Origin of the sequence: Streptomyces cathayae (assembly GCF_029760955.1) — a bacterium.
GTDB classification, from domain to species: Bacteria; Actinomycetota; Actinomycetes; order Streptomycetales; family Streptomycetaceae; genus Streptomyces; species Streptomyces cathayae.
The window spans coordinates 4,573,579-4,589,665 of record NZ_CP121682.1 but is presented as its reverse complement, the minus strand read 5'-3'; the positions used below and the strand labels follow the sequence as shown (position 1 = coordinate 4,589,665).

16 protein-coding genes are annotated in these 16,087 nt (G+C 72.0%); 9 read left to right on the top strand and 7 right to left on the bottom strand.

What is annotated here, in order from left to right; all coding sequences use genetic code 11:
* Positions 1 to 6: 6 nt before the first annotated feature.
* The 4 genes from PYS65_RS21080 to galU all read right to left on the bottom strand — a co-directional run bounded on the left by PYS65_RS21080 (position 7) and on the right by galU (position 3,375).
* Positions 7 to 549, bottom strand: coding sequence for a MogA/MoaB family molybdenum cofactor biosynthesis protein (locus PYS65_RS21080; protein WP_279335479.1), 543 nt, complete (start codon positions 547 to 549; stop codon positions 7 to 9).
* A complete protein-coding gene (gene moaC / locus PYS65_RS21075; RefSeq protein WP_279335478.1) occupies positions 546 to 1,058 on the bottom strand; it encodes a cyclic pyranopterin monophosphate synthase MoaC in 513 nt (170 codons plus the stop codon). The genes PYS65_RS21080 and moaC overlap by 4 nt, the downstream gene beginning before the upstream one ends.
* A gap of 86 nt (positions 1,059 to 1,144) precedes the next feature.
* Positions 1,145 to 2,467, bottom strand: a complete 1,323-nt coding sequence (gene glp / locus PYS65_RS21070; protein WP_279335477.1) for a molybdotransferase-like divisome protein Glp — start codon at positions 2,465 to 2,467, stop codon at positions 1,145 to 1,147.
* A complete protein-coding gene (gene galU, locus PYS65_RS21065; RefSeq protein WP_279335476.1) occupies positions 2,464 to 3,375 on the bottom strand; it encodes a UTP--glucose-1-phosphate uridylyltransferase GalU in 912 nt (303 codons plus the stop codon). Before galU ends, glp begins: the two co-directional genes overlap by 4 nt.
* A gap of 92 nt (positions 3,376 to 3,467) precedes the next feature.
* Between galU and PYS65_RS21060 the strand changes: the two genes are divergently transcribed.
* Complete coding sequence (locus tag PYS65_RS21060) at positions 3,468 to 4,082, top strand: 5-formyltetrahydrofolate cyclo-ligase (protein ID WP_279335474.1); 615 nt, start codon at positions 3,468 to 3,470, stop codon at positions 4,080 to 4,082.
* Between the two features lie 140 nt (positions 4,083 to 4,222).
* Here PYS65_RS21060 and PYS65_RS21055 read toward each other — a convergent pair whose 3' ends face one another.
* Positions 4,223 to 7,066, bottom strand: coding sequence for a penicillin acylase family protein (locus PYS65_RS21055; RefSeq protein ID WP_279335473.1), 2,844 nt, complete (start codon positions 7,064 to 7,066; stop codon positions 4,223 to 4,225).
* A gap of 244 nt (positions 7,067 to 7,310) precedes the next feature.
* Here PYS65_RS21055 and PYS65_RS21050 point away from each other — a divergent pair, with 244 nt between their 5' ends.
* From PYS65_RS21050 to mscL, 6 genes are all read left to right on the top strand, one after another.
* Positions 7,311 to 8,840 carry a potassium/proton antiporter gene (locus tag PYS65_RS21050; protein WP_279335472.1) on the top strand — a complete coding sequence of 510 codons (1,530 nt, stop codon included), beginning with the start codon at positions 7,311 to 7,313 and terminating at the stop codon, positions 8,838 to 8,840.
* 324 nt (positions 8,841 to 9,164) lie between these two features.
* Entirely contained in the window at positions 9,165 to 10,451 is a 1,287-nt protein-coding gene (locus PYS65_RS21045) for an MFS transporter (protein ID WP_279335471.1), read from the top strand.
* Positions 10,452 to 10,519: 68 nt separating this feature from the next.
* A complete protein-coding gene (locus tag PYS65_RS21040; protein WP_279335470.1) occupies positions 10,520 to 10,852 on the top strand; it encodes an FmdB family zinc ribbon protein in 333 nt (110 codons plus the stop codon).
* A gap of 109 nt (positions 10,853 to 10,961) precedes the next feature.
* Positions 10,962 to 11,804: an S-methyl-5'-thioadenosine phosphorylase gene (locus PYS65_RS21035; protein WP_279338023.1), complete on the top strand. Its 843-nt coding sequence runs from the start codon at positions 10,962 to 10,964 to the stop codon at positions 11,802 to 11,804.
* A gap of 219 nt (positions 11,805 to 12,023) precedes the next feature.
* Positions 12,024 to 12,560, top strand: a complete 537-nt coding sequence (locus tag PYS65_RS21030) for an RcpC/CpaB family pilus assembly protein (protein WP_279335469.1) — start codon at positions 12,024 to 12,026, stop codon at positions 12,558 to 12,560.
* 138 nt (positions 12,561 to 12,698) lie between these two features.
* Complete coding sequence (mscL, locus tag PYS65_RS21025; RefSeq protein ID WP_279335468.1) at positions 12,699 to 13,169, top strand: large conductance mechanosensitive channel protein MscL; 471 nt, start codon at positions 12,699 to 12,701, stop codon at positions 13,167 to 13,169.
* A gap of 48 nt (positions 13,170 to 13,217) precedes the next feature.
* Here mscL and PYS65_RS21020 read toward each other — a convergent pair whose 3' ends face one another.
* On the bottom strand, positions 13,218 to 13,394 hold the full coding sequence (locus tag PYS65_RS21020) for a hypothetical protein (RefSeq protein WP_109380318.1): 177 nt from the start codon (positions 13,392 to 13,394) through the stop codon (positions 13,218 to 13,220).
* A gap of 85 nt (positions 13,395 to 13,479) precedes the next feature.
* Between PYS65_RS21020 and PYS65_RS21015 the strand changes: the two genes are divergently transcribed.
* Both PYS65_RS21015 and PYS65_RS21010 read left to right on the top strand, forming a co-directional pair.
* Positions 13,480 to 14,556, top strand: a complete 1,077-nt coding sequence (locus PYS65_RS21015; RefSeq protein ID WP_279335467.1) for a P1 family peptidase — start codon at positions 13,480 to 13,482, stop codon at positions 14,554 to 14,556.
* 237 nt (positions 14,557 to 14,793) lie between these two features.
* Entirely contained in the window at positions 14,794 to 15,549 is a 756-nt protein-coding gene (locus PYS65_RS21010) for a DUF6227 family protein (protein WP_279335466.1), read from the top strand.
* A 47-nt stretch (positions 15,550 to 15,596) separates the two neighbouring features.
* On the opposite strand, the gene PYS65_RS21005 is transcribed toward PYS65_RS21010, so the two are convergent.
* A complete protein-coding gene (locus PYS65_RS21005; protein WP_279335465.1) occupies positions 15,597 to 15,938 on the bottom strand; it encodes a hypothetical protein in 342 nt (113 codons plus the stop codon).
* Positions 15,939 to 16,087 lie beyond the last annotated feature (149 nt).

The window sequence follows — 16,087 nt, the reverse complement described above, 5'->3', positions numbered from 1 at the left end:
AACCGTTCAGCTCGCACCCCCGCCACTGGTTCCGGTTCTGGAGTGGTCACCGCCGCGCAGCTGGTCGACCGCGTGCTTCAGCAGCGGTTCCAGGACGGCCAGGCCGTCCTCCACCCCGCCGCTGGACCCGGGCAGGTTGACGATCAGCGTCCGGCCCGCGACGCCCGCGAGGCCCCGGGAGAGGGCCGCCGTGGGCACCTTGTCCCGGCCGTACGCCCGGATGGCCTCCGCGATGCCGGGCACCTCGTGGTCGAGCACCGCGCGGGTCGCCTCGGGGGTGCGGTCGGTGGGCGAGACGCCGGTGCCGCCGGTGGTCACGATGACGTCGTACCCGGCCTCGGCGCCCGCGCGCAGCGCGGCCTCCACGGGGTCGCCGTCCGGGACCACCCGCGGGCCGTCGACGGCGAAGCCGAAGCGCCGCAGGCCCTCGGCGATCAGGGGGCCGCCCGTGTCCCGGTAGACGCCGGCGGCGGCCCGGTTGGAGGCGGTGACCACCAGGGCGCTGTACGGCGCGAGAAGTGCGCCGCCGACGGATGCGTCCAGTGTCATGCCCTGCTCCAGTCGCCCGACCTGCCGCCCGTCTTCTCCTCCACCCGCACGTCCGTGATGACCGCCTTCTTGTCGACCGCCTTGACCATGTCGATCACGGTGAGCGCGGCGACGGAGACCGCGGTGAGCGCCTCCATCTCCACGCCCGTGCGGTCCGTCGTCCTCACCGTGGCCGTGATCTCCACGGCGTCGTCCGCGACCGACAGGTCCAGTTTCACACCGGACACCGCCAAGGGGTGGCACAGCGGGATCAGGTCGGGGGTGCGTTTGGCGCCCATGATGCCCGCGATCCGCGCGGTGGCCAGGGCGTCGCCCTTGGGGACGCCCTCGCCGCGCAGCAGTTCGATCACGCGGGGCGAGACCAGGACGCGGCCGGTGGCGCGGGCGGTGCGCGCGGTGACGTCCTTGCCGGACACGTCGACCATCCGGGCCGCGCCCGTCTCGTCGATGTGCGTCAGACGGCGCTGGTCAGGGTGTCCGGGGGTCTCCCCCCGGGAAGGCACGGTCATGATCGTGTGGCGCTCCCGGTCCGGGCCCGCCGCGGTGCGGCGCACGGGCCTGCTGTGCGCGACACGGTACCGCCAACCGGTGCGGCTCAGCCGAGCAGGACCACCTCGACCTCGGTGCCGGGCGCGACGGACTCGGTGTCCTCGGGGACGACGATCAGCGCGTTCGCCTGGGCGAGGGCGGCCACCAGGTGGGATCCGGCGCCGCCGACCGGGGTCACCTCGCCGTCGGCGTACCGGCCGCGCAGGAACTGGCGGCGGCCCTTCGGCGAGGTCAGCGGCCCGTCCGCGGTCAGGGTCGCGCGGGTTCTCGGGCGGTGGACGTCCGTGAGGCCCATCAGGGTGCGGATGGCGGGGCGCACGAACAGCTCGAAGGAGACGTACGAGGAGACCGGGTTGCCGGGGAGGGCCAGCAGCGGGATGTGGTCGGGGCCGATGGAGCCGAAGCCCTGGGGCTTGCCGGGCTGCATGGCGAGCTTGCGGAAGTCGATGCCGCTGCCCGGTTCGTCCTCGTCGCCCACGGACGACAGCGCCTCCCGGACGACGTCGTACGCCCCGACGCTCACCCCGCCGGTGGTGACCACCAGGTCGGCGCGCACCAGCTGGTCCTCGATGGTGTCGCGGAGGGTGTCGGCGTCGTCCGCGACGGCGCCCACGCGGTAGGCGATGGCGCCGGCGTCCCGGGCGCAGGCGGTGAGGGAGAAGCTGTTGGAGTCGTAGATCCGGCCGGGGCTCAGCTCCTCGTCGGGCTGGACGAGTTCACTGCCGGTGGACATCACCACCACCCGCGGGCGCGGATGCACGCGTACCGTGCCGCGGCCGATCGCGGCCAGCAGGGAGATCTGCGGCGGGCCGAGGACGGTCCCGGCCGTCAGGGCGCGGTCACCGGCCCGTACGTCGCTGCCCTGGTCGCGCACATGCGCGCGGGCCCGGGCCGGGCGGTGGACGAGCACCTGCCCGGTGGCGCCCTCGGGGGCCAGGCTGCGGGCCCGCATCGCGGTGACCGGGCCCTCGCCGAGCCCGCCGTCGGTCCACTCGACGGGGACGACGGCCTCGGCGCCGGGCGGGAGCGGGGCACCGGTCATGATGCGCACCGCCTGGCCTGGCCCGACCCGGAACAGGTCGGACTGGCCGGCCGCCACGTCACCGACGACCTCGAGGGCGGCCGGGTACTGCTCGCTCGCGCCCGCGACGTCCGCGACCCGCACCGCGTACCCGTCCATGGAACTGTTGTCGAACGGCGGCAGCGACACCGGCACCGTGACGTCCTCGACCAGGACGCAGCCCTGGGCGTCGAGGAGGTTCAGCTCGATGGGTTCCAGGGGGCGGACGGTGGCGAGGATGTCGTCCAGGTGCTCGTCCACCGACCAGAGGTGGTCCGGGCCTGCGGTGCGGGGCGCGGCGGTGCTCAACGTTCCTGCATCTCCTCGGTGACGTAATGACGGAGCCAGGTCCGGAAGTCCGGGCCCAGGTCTTCACGTTCGCACGCGAGTCGGACAATGGCACGCAGGTAGTCGCCTCGGTCGCCGGTGTCATAGCGGCGGCCCTTGAAGACCACACCGTGCACCGGGCCGCCGATCTTCTCGTCCGCGGCCAGCTGCTGGAGGGCGTCGGTGAGCTGGATCTCGCCGCCGCGGCCCGGCTCGGTCTTGCGCAGTACGTCGAAGACGGCCGGGTCGAGGACGTAGCGGCCGATGATGGCGTAGTGGGAGGGGGCGTCGGCCGGTTCGGGCTTCTCCACCAGGCCGCTGACCCGGACCACGTCGGAGTCGGCGGTGGCCTCGACGGCGGCGGAGCCGTAGAGGTGGATCTGCTCCGGGGCGACCTCCATGAGCGCGACGACGCTGCCGCCGTGCTCCTCCTGGACCTCGATCATGCGCTGGAGCAGGCAGTCGCGCGGGTCGATCAGGTCGTCGCCGAGGAGGACGGCGAAGGCTTCGTCGCCGACGTGCGGGGCGGCGCACAGGACGGCGTGGCCGAGCCCCTTGGGGTCGCCCTGGCGGACGTAGTGCATGGTCGCGAGGTCACTGGATTCCTGGACCTTGGCGAGACGGGCGGCGTCACCCTTCTTGTCGAGGGCCGACTCCAGTTCGTAATTACGGTCGAAATGGTCCTCCAGGGGGCGCTTGTTGCGGCCCGTCACCATGAGGACGTCATCGAGGCCGGCGGCTGCGGCCTCTTCGACCACGTACTGGATCGCCGGCTTGTCGACGACCGGCAGCATCTCCTTGGGAGTGGCCTTGGTGGCCGGCAGGAACCGGGTGCCGAGGCCTGCTGCGGGGATGACAGCCTTGCTGATCCGAGGGTGCGACTGACTCATGCCCGCCACCATATCCGGTGCCTTTGCAGGGAATCTGCGACTCCGCATATTTAATGCTTATATGCGCACAATGAAACAGTTGAGGAACAGAGTTGAGACACGACGGTCGCGCGAACGATTCTGACAAGCGGGCATGGCGACGGGAAATCCTCCTGGCGAGGAACAGGTTGACGGCGGATGACGTGCGGGATGCCGCGACCGCGTTGGCCGACCGCGCGCTCGGACTGCCCGAACTGGCGCACGCGCGCACGGTGGCGGCATACGTCTCCGTGGGAAGCGAACCCGGCACGCTCGCACTGCTCGACGCGCTGCGCGCGGGGGGCACACGCGTGCTGCTGCCGGCCCTGCTCCCCGACAACGATCTGGACTGGGGCGCGTACACCGGCCAGGACTCGCTCACCCGGGTGCGCCACGGCGGGCGGATGGCCCTGCTCGAGCCGGCCGGGGAGCGCCTCGGGCCGGACGCCGTGACCGGAGCGGACGCCGTGCTGCTGCCGGGCCTGGCCGTGGACTCCCGCGGGATGCGGCTGGGGCGCGGCGGCGGCTCCTACGACCGGGTGCTGGCCCGGCTGGAGCGCGCGGGCGCGCACCCGGCCCTGGTGGTGCTGCTGTACGACACCGAGGTGGTCGAGCGGGTTCCCGAGGAACCCCACGACCGGCCCGTGCACGCGGTGGTGACCCCGTCGGGGGTACGGCGGTTCGGCTGAGCGCCGGCACCGCTCCGGCGGCCTCGGCGGGACCGCAGGCCCGGAGGCCCCGGCATGAGGAAGGCGGCCGCCACGCGTACGTGGCGGCCGCCTTCCTCATGCGTCATGCCTCATGCCTCATGCGTCGAGGGCCGGGCCTCTCAGGGCTTGAGCAGCAGCGTGTCGCTGGTGCTGCCCTCGACCGCCTTGTCCGAGTACGCCCACTCCAGCAGTTCGCCCTCGGCCCACTTGTCCGTCTGGTCGACGTAGTGGGAGCTGTAGGCGTGGCCGGAGGCGCCGGAGAGGTTGATCCACCGCGACTTGTCGAGGTCGCCGAGGTTGACCACCATCCGCATCGACGGCACCCACACCACCCCGTAGCCGCCCGCGGCGTTCCAGCCGGTCGCGTTGACCGTGGCCTCGCCGCCGCCGAGCTTCCAGGGGCCGCGGTTGAGGACGTACTGCAGGACGTCGGGGCCGGAGGTGCCCAGGGTCTGGTTCTTCAGGAACAGGCGGTGCAGCCGGCCCCAGCTCCAGGTGTCGATGTCCTTGCCGAGCTTGGCGGTGAGCTCCCAGCGGGCGTCGATCATGGCGCGCCTGAACAGCTCGTCGCGGTTCTCCGCGCCCTCGCGTGCGCCCGCCTTCGGGGTCGTCCACCAGGCGCTGTCCTCCTTCTCCATCAGCGTGCGGACCACCTCGAACCAGCGGTCGCCGCCGTCGGGCTGGGCCTGGTCGGCCTCGCGCATGCCGCACTCGCGCACCTTGGCGCTCTCGTCGGCGGGCCCGGTGGGGTTGACCGGGTCGACCCACAGGCACTGGCCCTTGACCCGCAGCTCCTTGGGCAGCTTGTGGCCGAAGCCGAGCTTGAGGACGTTGCGCCAGACGGAGTTGAAGTAGGCGGCGGCCGCGGAGTCGGCGTCCTGGGTGTAGTCCCAGCCCTCCAGCAGCTTCTGCGCCTTGCGGACCTCCGGGTCCTTGACGTCGATCTTGAGCAGTTCGGGCACCAGCAGCTTGGCGATACCGCTGCTGTTGTCGAGCTGCATCTGCCGCATGTCGTCGGTGGAGATCTTGCCGCCGTCCTTGATCTTCGACTGGATCAGATCGTTGATCCGCTGGCTGCGGGCGCCGTAGCCCCAGTCGGTGGTCAGGGTGTACGGGTACGCGTCGGGGTCGACCACGGCCTGGTTGGCGGTGACGATGTAGCCGCGGTCGGGGTCGAACTCGTAGGGCAGCGCGTCCTGGTCTATCCAGTCGGTCCAGCGGTACTCCGAGTTCCAGCCGGGTGCCGGGACGGAGCCGTCGTGGTTCTTCGCGCGGGTGGGGATCCTGCCCGGCAGGGTGTAGCCGATGTGGCCCTCGGTGTCCGCGTAGACGAGGTTCTGCGAGGGCACCTCGAAGAGGGTGGCCGCCTCGCGGAAGTCGTCCCAGTTCTTCGCGCGGTTCATCGCGAAGACGGCGTCCATGGTGCGGCCCGCCTCCAGCGCGGTCCAGCGCAGCGAGACACCGTAGCCGTCGCCCCGGTCGGGCGCGGCGGAGTCGACGGTGGCCTTCTTCCCGGTCCGCACCAGCTCGGGGGAACGGTCGGAGAGCAGCGGGCCGTTGCCGGTCTCCCTGACGATGATCTTCCGCGACGCGCCGCCGGCGACCTTGATGGTCTCCTCGCGCGCCTTGAAGGGCACCACCTTGCCGTCGTACTGGTAGCCCTCGCCGGTGATCTTCTCCAGGTAGAGGTCGGTGACGTCGACACCGGAGTTGGTCAGGCCCCAGGCGACGTCCGCGTTGTGGCCGATTATCACGCCGGGCATGCCCGCGAAGGTGAAGCCGGTGACGTCGTACTGGCAGGCGGCGGAGACGCTGCGGCAGTGCAGGCCCATCTGGTACCAGACGGACGGCAGCGAGGCCGACAGGTGCGGATCGTTGGCCAGCAGCGGCTCACCGGTGACGGTGTGATCGCCGGAAACCACCCAGGAGTTGGAGCCGATGCCGTCGCCGTTGACGCCGACGGCCGTGGGCAGGTTCTGCAGGACCTCCTGGAGCCCCGACAGCTGGCTCTCCAGACCGCCCCCGCCGGTCCCGACGGCACCGGACGCGCCCTCCGCACCGCCGGTGCCCGCACCCGTGCCCGGGTCGGTGCCCACGCCGGTGCCGTCACCGCCGATGCCGGTTCCGGTTCCGTCGCCGGTCCCGGTCCCGTCGCCCGTGCCGCTCTCGCCGCCGCCCGACTCGTAGGCCCCGGTCAGCTCGTTGTACTGGCCCTCCTGGACCACCGGCTTGTTCCGGCCGTACGGATACGCCGGGTACAGGTCGGCGATCTGCTCGGGGCCCAGCCGGCTGGTCAGCAGGGCGCGGTCGATCTCGTCCTGCATGTTGCCGCGCAGGTCCCAGGCCATCGCCTTCAGCCAGGCCACGGAGTCCACCGGGGTCCACGGTCCGGGCGTGTAGTCGTTGGTGAAGCCCAGCGCCGCGTACTCCAGGGAGATGTCCGCGCCCTCCTTGCCCTCCAGGTAGGCGTTGACCCCCTTGGCGTAGGCGTCGAGGTACTTCTTCGTGGCGGGGGAGAGCTTCTTCTCGTACTCCTGCTTCGCGACCCGGTCCCAGCCCAGGGTGCGCAGGAACTCGTCGTTCTCGATCTGGCTCTCGCCGAACATCTCCGACAGGCGCCCGGAGGTCATGTGCCGGCGCACGTCCATCTCGTAGAACCGGTCCTGCGCCTGGACGTAGCCCTGCGCCATGAACAGGTCCTCGTCGGAGGAGGCGTAGATCTGCGGGATGCCGTGGCCGTCGCGTTTGACGTCGACGGGACCCGACAGGCCCTTGAGCGTGATCGATCCCTTGGTCTGCGGGAAGGAGGCACGCACGGTGCCGATCGACCAGTACGCCCCGTAGGCGACACCGCCGATCAGGGCCAGCACCAGGACGAACACGAGCAGACGGGCTTTGCGCCCCCTTTTCCGGCCGGACTTGACGGGTTGCTGACCCGTGGAGGCGGTGGTGTCGGTGGGCATCGCTGTCCTTGCTGTCCTTACGCGAGCGGCAGGGCGGGCTGTGCTTTTAACTGAGCGCTGGAGCAACGATAGGCGCAGGACCCCACGCCGCTTGACGCGGAGTCGGGAACCAGCCCGGACGGACGTTCGATGATGCCAGGTGGGCGCATCAAGAACGCGTCAAGAGTTAGGTAAGGTAACGAAGCGGTTCGCCGCGAACGCGACGGCTTCCCGCGCCCCGCAGCCGAGGTCGGGCGCGCCGCACGTGAGCCAGGGAAGGGAACGGCCGCTGACTGTCCACCACCTCAACCAGCTCCTGCTCGTCTGCTCGCTGATCCTGCTCGTCGCCGTCGCAGCGGTCCGGATCTCCTCGCGCAGCGGGCTCCCCAGCCTGCTCGTCTATCTCGGCATCGGCGTCGCCATCGGCCAGGACGGCATCGGCCACGTCCAGTTCGACAACGCCGAGCTGACGCAGGTCTTCGGGTACGCGGCCCTGGTGGTGATCCTGGCCGAGGGCGGTCTGGGCACCAAGTGGGCGGAGACCAGACCCGTCCTGCCCGCCTCCGCCGCGCTCGCGACCGTCGGCGTCGCGGTGAGCGTCGGGGTCACCGCGACGGCCGCGCACTTCCTGGTCGGTCTGGAGTGGCGGCAGGCCCTCATCGTCGGCGCGGTGGTGTCCTCGACCGACGCGGCGGCCGTCTTCTCCGTACTGCGGCGCATTCCGCTCCCCCCACGCGTGACGGGCACCCTGGAGGCCGAGTCCGGCTTCAACGACGCCCCCGTGGTCATCCTGGTGCTCGCCTTCTCCACGGCCGGCCCGATCGAGCACTGGTACATCCTGCTCGGCGAGATCACCCTGGAACTGGCCATCGGCGCCGCCGTCGGACTCGCGGTGGGCTGGCTGGGCGCCTGGGGGCTCCGGCACGTGGCACTGCCCGCCTCCGGCCTCTACCCGATCGCCGTCATGGCCATCGCCGTCACCGCCTACGCGGCGGGCGCCATGGCCCACGGCAGCGGCTTCCTCGCCGTCTACCTCGCCGCGATGGTGCTGGGCAACGCCAGACTGCCGCACTGGCCCGCCACCCGCGGCTTCGCCGAGGGGCTCGGCTGGATCGCCCAGATCGGCATGTTCGTCCTGCTCGGTCTGCTGGTCTCCCCGCACGAACTGGGCGACGACATCGTGCCCGCGCTGCTCATCGGGCTGGTGCTGACCGTGGTGGCCCGTCCGCTGAGCGTCGTGCTGTGCCTGCTGCCGTTCCGGGTGCCCTGGCAGGAGCAGACGCTGATGTCGTGGGCGGGACTGCGCGGCGCCGTGCCCATCATCCTGGCGACGATTCCGATGGTGGAGGGCGTCGAGGGCAGCCGGAGGATCTTCAACATCGTCTTCGTCCTGGTCGTCGTCTACACCCTCGTCCAGGGGCCGACGCTGCCGTGGCTGGCCGGCAAGCTGCGGCTCGGCACGGGTACGGAGGCCGCCGACCTGGGCATCGAGTCGGCGCCCCTGGAACGGCTGCGCGGGCATCTGCTGTCGGTCGACATCCCTCAGGAGTCGAAGATGCACGGTGTGGAGGTCGCCGAACTCCGGCTGCCGAAAGGGGCGGCCGTCACACTCGTCGTGCGCGGGGGCACCTCGTTCGTCCCGCTGCCGACGACGATGCTGCGGCACGGGGACGAACTCCTCGTCGTCGCCACCGACCCGGTCCGGGACGCCACCGAACGCCGCCTGCGCGCGGTGGGCCAGGGCGGCAAGCTGGCCGACTGGCTGGGCATCGACGGCGAGGACCCGAAGCGCTGACACGTCCGTCGTCCACCGGGTCACGGCCCCGCAGTGCCCGGTTCCACCGGGTCATGGTCTCCCGGCGCCCGGTTCCAGCGGCGCACAAGCCCTTGCCGCCGGTGGACGCCCGACCGCGCCGAAGCGACGCCTGTACCATGCATGGAGTACCCAGATCGAACCAACTCTGCCTGACGCAGAGCTGGCGCGACCGTATGGCGGCCGACCTGCCCTGAGCTGTGGCACCCGGCATCTACCGCAGTCAGCGCAAGAGGACAGCTCTCGGCGTGCCCGAAGCCCGAGTGTGAGGGCCGCGCGCCACCAGGCGGCAGAAAGGCACGGGCCGTGGCATCCACGGTCACCACGTCGAAGGACTCCGCGGCCACCTCCCGTCCGGGATACGGCCGCTTGCTGCGCACCCGCGGCGCCTGGACGTTCCTGCTCCCCGGTTTCGCGGCACGCCAGCCGTTCGCGATGCTCACCCTCTCCATCGTGCTGCTGGTGCAGCACACCACCGGTTCCTACGGCGCGGCCGGCGCCGTCGCGGCGGCCACCGGTGTCTCCATGGCCCTGTTCGCGCCCTTCAGCGGCCGGCTCGCCGACCGCCACGGGCAGCGCGCCGTACTCGTCCCCGGTGTGCTGCTGCACACCCTGTCCGCGCTGGCCCTGACCGCGCTGGCGCTGACCGACGCCCCGCTGTGGGCACTGTTCGTCGCGGCCGTTCCCACCGGCGCCTCGGTGCCCCAGATCGGGCCCATGGTGCGCGCCCGCTGGGGCGTCAAGCTCAAGGACTCCCCGCTGATGACCACCGCGGCGGCCTTCGAGTCCGTCACCGACGAGTTGACCTTCGTCGTCGGACCGCTGCTGGCCACCGCCCTGTGCACGGCCGTGAACCCGGCCGCGGGCCTGGTCACCGAGGCCGCGCTGACCCTGGTCGGCGGTCTGCTGTTCGCCGCGCAGAAGGGCACCCAGCCCGAGGTCGCCGCCGGCGGGCACGCGCGCGTGCAGCACGCCTCCGCCCTGCGCGTCCCCGGGGTGCGCGTGCTGATCGTCACCTTCCTGGGCATCGGGTCCGTCTTCGGCGGCATGCAGGTGTCGCTGGCCGCGTACACCGAGTCGATCGGCGAACCCGGTCTGAACGGCGTCCTGTACGGCGTCTTCGCCGCGGGCAACATGCTCTCCGGCATCGCCTGCGGCGCCATCGCCTGGAAGGTCGCCCCGCAGCGGCGCCTCGTCGTCGGGTACGCGGCGCTCGCGGTGAGCGCGTCCGCCCTGTGGACCGCCCAGTCGTCGCTGCTCCTCGCAGCGCTCGGGCTCCTGGTCGGCATGTGCATCGCGCCCGCCCTGATCACCGGTTTCACCATGGTCGACGACCTGGTTCCGGCGGGGGCCCGCACCGAGGCCTTCACCTGGCTGACCGGCGCGGTGGCACTCGGTCAGGCGGCCGCGGTCACCGTCGCCGGACAGTTCGAGGACCGCCTGTGGGACGGCTCCGGTTTCCTGGTGCCGATGGGCGGTACGGTGCTCGCCCTGGTGACCCTGCTGGCGCTGCGGTCACGGCTGGTGCCGGCCCCGCACGGACGCACCGTCGCACGTGGCGTGGGTCACCGCTCGCCCGTCACAGTGGACTGAACACCCGGAATACGGCACTATGAAGCGTCGTTTAGCACTCATCGAGTGAGAGTGCCAGGAGGAAGACAGTGCCCACCTATCAGTACCAGTGCACCGAGTGCGGCGAGGGCCTCGAGGCGGTGCAGAAGTTCACCGACGACGCTCTGACCGAGTGCCCGAACTGCCAGGGCCGCCTGAAGAAGGTGTTCTCGGCGGTCGGCATTGTCTTCAAGGGCTCCGGCTTCTACCGCAACGACAGCCGGGGCTCCTCGTCGAGCAGCACCCCGGCGGCGTCGAAGTCGTCCGACTCCTCGACGAGCTCGTCGTCGTCCTCGTCGTCTTCCTCCTCGGGCTCGGCGTCGTCCTCCTCGGGCTCGAGCTCGGGCCCGTCGACCGGCTCCAGCAGCACCACCGCCGCGTAGGCCCGGTTTCCCGTGGACCCCCGTCGTCGTCCGACGACGGGGTCCACGGCGTTTCCGGGAGCGGTCCCGGGGCGTTTTCGGGGCGGTTAGGGTGCGGGGCATGGCGAACATGGTGCACAAGGCGAACGCCGAGATCGGCGTGATCGGCGGCTCCGGTTTCTACTCCTTCCTCGACGACGTGACCGAGGTCCGGGTGGACACCCCGTACGGGGCGCCCAGCGACTCCCTCTTCCTCGGCGAGCTGGCCGGCCGGCGGGTCGCCTTCCTCCCCCGGCACGGACGCGGCCACCATCTGCCGCCGCACCGGATCAACTACCGGGCCAACCTGTGGGCACTCAGGTCGGTCGGCGCCCGCCAGGTGCTCGGACCGTGCGCGGTGGGCGGGCTGCGGCCCGAGTACGGACCGGGGACGCTGCTGGTCCCGGACCAGTTCGTGGACCGTACGAAGTCCCGGGTCGGCACGTACTTCGACGGGCTGCCGCTGCCCGACGGCACGGTGCCGAACGTCGTGCACGTGTCGCCGGCCGACCCCTACTGCCCCACCGGCCGGGCGGCCGCCCTGAAGTCGGCGCGCGGACGGGACTGGGAACCGGTGGACGGCGGCACGCTGGTCGTGGTCGAGGGGCCGCGCTTCTCCACCCGCGCCGAATCGTCGTGGCACCGGGCGCAGGGCTGGTCGGTGGTGGGCATGACCGGCCATCCCGAGGCAATGCTCGCCCGTGAGCTGGAGCTCTGCTACACGTCCCTGACCCTGGTCACCGACCTCGACGCCGGCGCCGAGACCGGCGAGGGCGTCTCGCACGACGAGGTGCTGCGGGTGTTCGCGGCGAACGTGGACCGCCTGCGGAACGTGCTCTTCGACACGGTGGCGGCGCTGCCCGCCACCGAGGAGCGGGACTGCCTGTGCGCCTCGGCACTGGGCGGGATGGACCCGGGGTTCGCGCTGCCGTAGGGCCGCACGTTCGGGTGAGGGAGTTTTCCACAGGGCGCGGTGTGTCCACAGGCTCCGGCGGAGAACGGCGGGAAGCCTCATCGTGGGGTGCGCAAGCCGTTCCCTCGCCGCAGGTGGTGTCCCGTGCCGTTCTCTTCGTCCCGTGAGCCCTCGCACCGCTTCCCTTCCTCTCCTTCCTCCTTCTCGTCCTTTTCGGCCGGTGTCCCGCCCCGGTGCGAGGTGCCGCACTTCGCGCCGGTGCGGGTGCGTGACGGTCTGCTGTGGTCCGGCCGGCTCGTCCGGCACCGGCGGCGGGCCGCGGCGGTCGGCCTCGCCGTCACGGCGGTGGCGCTGGTGGCGGCGGGCCCACGGGAGACGGACCGGTCCCGCGGGCATCCGGACGGCGCTTCGGGCACGCGGGTCACGTCGGCGTCGGCCGCCTCGGCGGACGGGTCCACGGGAGACCGTGCCGCAGGGACCCGGCCTGCGGGCGACCGGGTCACGGCACCGGTGCGGATCGCCGACGCCGCCACGGTGCGGCTGCTGCGGCCGGGCGACCGGGTCGACGTCATCGCTGCCGGGGAGCGGGGCGCGGGCGGTGCGGCCGGCGGTGGAGCCCGCGTGGTCGCGCGGGGAGCACGGGTCACAGAGGTGCCGGAGCCGCCGGAGACCCCGGACGCGGGCGGGGCCCTGGTGGTGCTGTCGGTTCCGCGTGCCACCGCTGCCGAGCTGGCGGGCGCGAGCACCACGGCACGGCTGGCGGTGACGCTGGGGTGAGGGATTCGCCGGCCCTTGACGCCGTCTTCACCTCACGCACCCCGTTCGAGGGGCCCCACTGGGCAGATGGACGATGCCCTGTCGTAGGTTGCGGAGCGTTCGGCCACCGGCGTCACGCCTACAGGATGGAGCTCCGAGGTGAGCGAGAAGAACGAACCGAGCATCTGGCAGGGCTTCAAGGCCTTCCTGATGCGCGGGAACGTCGTCGATCTGGCGGTGGCCGTGGTCATCGGCGCGGCCTTCACCAACATCGTCAACTCGGTGGTGAAGGGCGTGATCAATCCGCTGGTCGGCGCCTTCGGCACCCAGGACCTGGACAGCTACAGCTCGTGCCTGAAGGGCCCCTGCGAGGGCACCGGAGACGCCGCGACGGGGGTCAGCATCCTGTGGGGCTCGGTCCTCGGCTCGACGCTCCAGTTCGTGATCACGGCCGCTGTCGTCTACTTCCTGATGGTGCTGCCGATGGCTCGCTACCTGGCCCGGGTGGAGGCCCGCAGGAAGGCGAAGGAAGGCACCCGGGAGATCGTCGAGATCTCCGAGCTGGAGGTGCTCAAGGAGATCCGCGACGAGCTGGTCGCACAGCGCGGCTCGATCAACGGCGGGCGATAGCCGGCACCGGCACGGCCCCCGGCCGTCGGACCGCGGGGCCGCGCCCGGTCAGATGTGGTGGGGCGGCTTCTCGTCGAGGAAGCGCTTCAGGTCAGAGGCGCTGTCGCCCGACGGGCGCTCGCCCCATCCCCGGTCCGTGTCGTCCGAGGACTGCTGGTCCAGCGGATCGTCGAAGACCAGCGCGGGCTTCGGCTCGCGCGGCCGGGGTTCGGGGGCGGTGCTCATCCCTCCAGGGTACGACCTCGCCGTTCCGCTCTTCCGTTTCCGTCGGTGACCGCGCGGGAGGAGGGCCCTGCACGAGACTGGCGCCATGACAGTTGACGCGCTCACAGATGTGGCCGGCGTTCGCGTGGGGCACGCGACCCGCTCCGGCGGCGGCCTGCTCACCGGCACCACGGTCGTGCTCGCGCCCGAGGGCGGTGCCGTGGCCGCCGTGGACGTACGCGGCGGCGGTCCCGGCACGAAGGAGACCGACGCGCTCGATCCCCGCAACCTCGTGCAGAGGGTCGAGGCGGTCGTCCTGACCGGCGGCAGTGCCTACGGACTCGACGCGGCCTCCGGGGTGATGGCCTGGCTGGAGGAGCGGGGCCGCGGAGTCCGCGTCGGACCGGAACCCGCCCACGTGGTGCCGGTGGTGCCGGCCGCCTGCGTCTTCGACCTGGGCCGGGGCGGCGACTTCCGGGCCCGTCCGGACGCGGCCACCGGGCGGGCCGCGGTGGAGGCGGCAGCGGCGACCGCACCGGGGGCACGGGTGCCGGAGGGATGCGTGGGCGCCGGCACGGGGGCCGTGGTCGGAGCGGTGAAGGGCGGGGTCGGCACCGCGAGCAGGGTGCTGGATTCGGGGATCACGGTGGCCGCGCTGGTGGTGGCCAACGCGGCGGGCGCGGTGACGGATCCGGAAACAGGGGTGCTGTACGGGGAGTTGTTCCAGGGTGGCCGGGTCCGTCATCCGGACCCGGAGGTGCACGAGGCGGCGCTCCGGCGGCTCGCCGACCTCGCCGAGCTGAGCGGTCCTCCCCCGCTCAACACCACACTCGCGGTGGTCGCCACCGACGCGGACCTGTCCAAGGCCCAGGCGCAGAAGCTGGCCGGTACCGCGCACGACGGCATCGCGCGGGCGGTGCGGCCGGTGCATCTGCTCAACGACGGGGACACGGTGTTCGCCCTCGCCACGGGCACCCGCCCGCTCGACGCCGCCCCCCTCGCTCTGAACGCGATCCTCGCGGCCGGCGCCGACCTGGTGACGCGCGCGATCGTACGGGCCGTGCGCGCGGCCGAGTCGGTGGACGGGCCGGGCGGAGTCTGGCCGTCGTACCGGGAGTTGTACGGCGCGGCGGACACGTGGACACGCGGAGGGAGCGACGGGCGAACCGGCGCCGACCGGTGAGCGGAGAGCGGTGACCGCTGAGCGGAGTCCGGGTTCACCGGCCGACGGCCCGGCGACTCACCCCGGGAGGGGCGACTGAGCAGGAGGTACGAGAGGTCCGCCGGAGCGGATGGGAATTTCCCGCGTCTCTCGTTCGTTTTCCCGCCGTACCTTTTTCTCAGTTCCCGGACATGATGTCCGCCCGAGGGGCTACGGTATGCACCCACTGGGTGACATGCAGCGACGCCGGGAGAAACCTTGAGCGTTCCGTACGAGACGGCAGCGTACGAACCAGCCGACTCGCCCGAGTCTCCTGAGGAGCACCTCGCGCGACTGCTCGGCCGTGCCCTGAACTCCTTCGAACTGCCCGACGAGGCCGTGCACCGGCTCGACTGCGCGCTGGCACACGACAGTTCGCTGCACTCCGCGCATCACAGCGCCGGCCTGCACCGGGAGACGTACCGGCACACCTGGCTGCTCGCCGACGGCTCGGCGCTCACCCTCTGGGAACTCGTCCACAACGCCACCCCGGGCAGCGAGCCCGAGCACGAGGTGTACGCGGACGAGGAGGAACTGCGGGTCGCGACCGCCCGGTTGCCGCTGCCGCCGGAGGCCCCGGACTTCGAGCTGCCGGTGGTGGTGCAGCTGTCCCGGATCCCCACACCCCGCCCGGTCTACGTCCCCGACGGTTCGGCGGACCACGCGCGCCGCTTACTGCGCCGGGCGGAGAACGCGGACCGTCCGGGCCCCGGCACGGCCGCGCTGCTGACCACGGCGTTCGCCCACCAGATCACCCAGGCCTTCGGCCGCCCGTTCCGCGCGGGACGGGCGGGGCGTTCAGGACTGAGCTTCTCCCTGTACGAGCACGCGTTCCTGCTGCGTGACGGCGTGGAGATGTCCCTCTGGGAAGTGGAGCACACGGCCACGCCCGACGGACGGCACATGTGCGAGGTGTACGTCACCGAGGACGCCGCCCGGGACGCGATGGAGCGCCGCGCGGCACAGGTGTCCTGACCCCGGACCCCGAGGACCCCGGGCCCCGACCCGGTCCCGGTCCCGGTTCAACGGTCGCCCGCGGCGCCGCCGGCCAGGCGCCGCACCAGCACGGCGAACGCCTCGCGTTCCGCCGGCGTGAGCCGTACCTCCTCCGCCCGCGGGTCCGTCCGCCGCTGACGCGGAATCGCGCGCAGCGCCTGAAGCTCCTGCCCCGCCGGGTCCGCGTACCCCGGCGCCGGCCCGGACCTCGGTCCGGGCTCCGGTCCCTGCCAGGGGTGAACATCCCCGCCCCGTCCGCGTCCGCGTCCGCGCCGCAGGACACCGGCCAGGCCCACCGTGCAGGCCACGGCCACCACGGTGAGGACGGCGGCGCCCGCCACCCTCAAGATCGAGTCGTGCTCAGGCATGCGCCCCAGTACACACCACGGTCCGGGACTTTGGTCCCGGACCGTGGTGAACGTGATCTATATCGCAGTTGCCGTGAACGGCTGCGAATCACCTTGAGTGGCCTATAAGCACCCAGGGATCATTTATACGGCTCTAAAGGGGCAATCCG

What these genes read in the sequence shown, in the direction of transcription:
- PYS65_RS21055 (WP_279335473.1), bottom strand. Translation starts at nt 7,066, where the DNA reads ATGCCCACCGACACCACCGCCTCCACGGGTCAGCAACCCGTCAAGTCC.
- PYS65_RS21035 (WP_279338023.1), top strand. Translation starts at nt 10,962, where the DNA reads ATGGTGCACAAGGCGAACGCCGAGATCGGCGTGATCGGCGGCTCCGGT.
- PYS65_RS21080 (WP_279335479.1), bottom strand. Translation starts at nt 549, where the DNA reads ATGACACTGGACGCATCCGTCGGCGGCGCACTTCTCGCGCCGTACAGC.
- moaC (WP_279335478.1), bottom strand. Translation starts at nt 1,058, where the DNA reads ATGACCGTGCCTTCCCGGGGGGAGACCCCCGGACACCCTGACCAGCGC.
- PYS65_RS21005 (WP_279335465.1), bottom strand. Translation starts at nt 15,938, where the DNA reads ATGCCTGAGCACGACTCGATCTTGAGGGTGGCGGGCGCCGCCGTCCTC.
- PYS65_RS21020 (WP_109380318.1), bottom strand. Translation starts at nt 13,394, where the DNA reads ATGAGCACCGCCCCCGAACCCCGGCCGCGCGAGCCGAAGCCCGCGCTG.
- PYS65_RS21015 (WP_279335467.1), top strand. Translation starts at nt 13,480, where the DNA reads ATGACAGTTGACGCGCTCACAGATGTGGCCGGCGTTCGCGTGGGGCAC.
- galU (WP_279335476.1), bottom strand. Translation starts at nt 3,375, where the DNA reads ATGAGTCAGTCGCACCCTCGGATCAGCAAGGCTGTCATCCCCGCAGCA.